This is a genomic window from Streptomyces sp. NPDC060209 (assembly GCF_042728155.1).
Lineage (GTDB): Bacteria > Actinomycetota > Actinomycetes > Streptomycetales > Streptomycetaceae > Streptomyces.
Genome location: NZ_JBHWZS010000589.1, coordinates 1 through 1,104, shown reverse-complemented (window position 1 = coordinate 1,104; position 1,104 = coordinate 1). Strand labels below are relative to the sequence as shown.

Annotated in this window: 1 protein-coding gene; it reads right to left on the bottom strand. The window is 69.2% G+C overall.

Annotated features, from left to right (window positions below):
* Positions 1–51: 51 nt before the first annotated feature.
* Positions 52–1,104: xylose isomerase (xylA, locus tag ACFWFI_RS42750; RefSeq protein WP_387401388.1), on the bottom strand; the 1,053-nt coding region annotated here is incomplete at its 5' end.

Sequence of the window (1,104 nt, the reverse complement as noted above, 5' to 3'; positions counted from 1 at the left end):
CGGGGTGCCCGGTGGTGGTTGGCCGGGCACCCCTTTTTTTTCGGGGGTGGGTCAGCGGACGCCGAGGAGGTGTTCCATGGCGAGCTGGTCGAGGGCTTCGAAGGCCATGGAGCGTTCGGCGGCGGTGGTCGCGTCGAAGTCCTCGTAGGCGGACCTGTCGGCGAGGAGTGCCTTGAGGCCGTCGTCGGCGGTGGGCCTGGCGAGCTCGTCGAGGCGGGAGGCGGTCAGGGCCTCCTGGACGGCGGGGTCGGCGCGGAAGGCGCTCGCGCGCTCCTTGAGGATGAGGTAGTTGCGCATGCAGTTCTTCGCGGACTCCCACACGCCGTCGATGCCGTCGGTGCGCACGGGCTTGAAGTCGAAGTGCAGCGATCCGGTGTAGTCGGAGGTCTCCAGCAGGTCGACGAGCCAGAACGCCTGGCGCAGGTCTCCGGCGCCGAAGCGGAAGTCCTGGTCGTACTTGATGCCGGACTGGCCGTTGAGGTCGATGTGGAAGAGCTTGCCGGACCACAGGGCCTGGGCGATGCCGTGGGGGAAGTTCAGCCCGGCCATCTGCTCGTGGCCGGTCTCCGGGTTCACGCCGACCATCTCGGGGCGCTCGAGGCGCTCGATGAAGGCCAGGGCGTGGCCGATCGTGGGCAGCAGGATGTCGCCGCGGGGCTCGTTGGGCTTGGGCTCGATCGCGAAGCGAAGGTCGTAGCCCTGCTCGGTGACGTAGTCGCCCAGCAGGTCGAAGGCCTCCTTCATCCGGTCCAGGGCCACGCGCACGTCCTTGGCCCCGCCGGACTCCGCGCCCTCGCGCCCGCCCCAGGCCACATAGGTGCTCGCGCCGAGCTCGGCGGCCAGGTCGATGTTGCGGATGACCTTGCGCAGCGCGAAACGGCGCACGTCACGGTCGTTGGAGGTGAACCCGCCGTCCTTGAACACGGGGTGCGTGAACAGGTTGGTGGTCGCCATCGGGACCTTCATCCCGGTGCGCTCCAGCGCGTCCTTGAACCGGCCGATCAGCCGGGCACGCTCGGCGTCGTCGGACCCGAACGGGATCAGGTCGTCGTCATGGAACGTCACACCGTGCGCACCGAGCTCCGCGAGCCGCTCCACCGACTC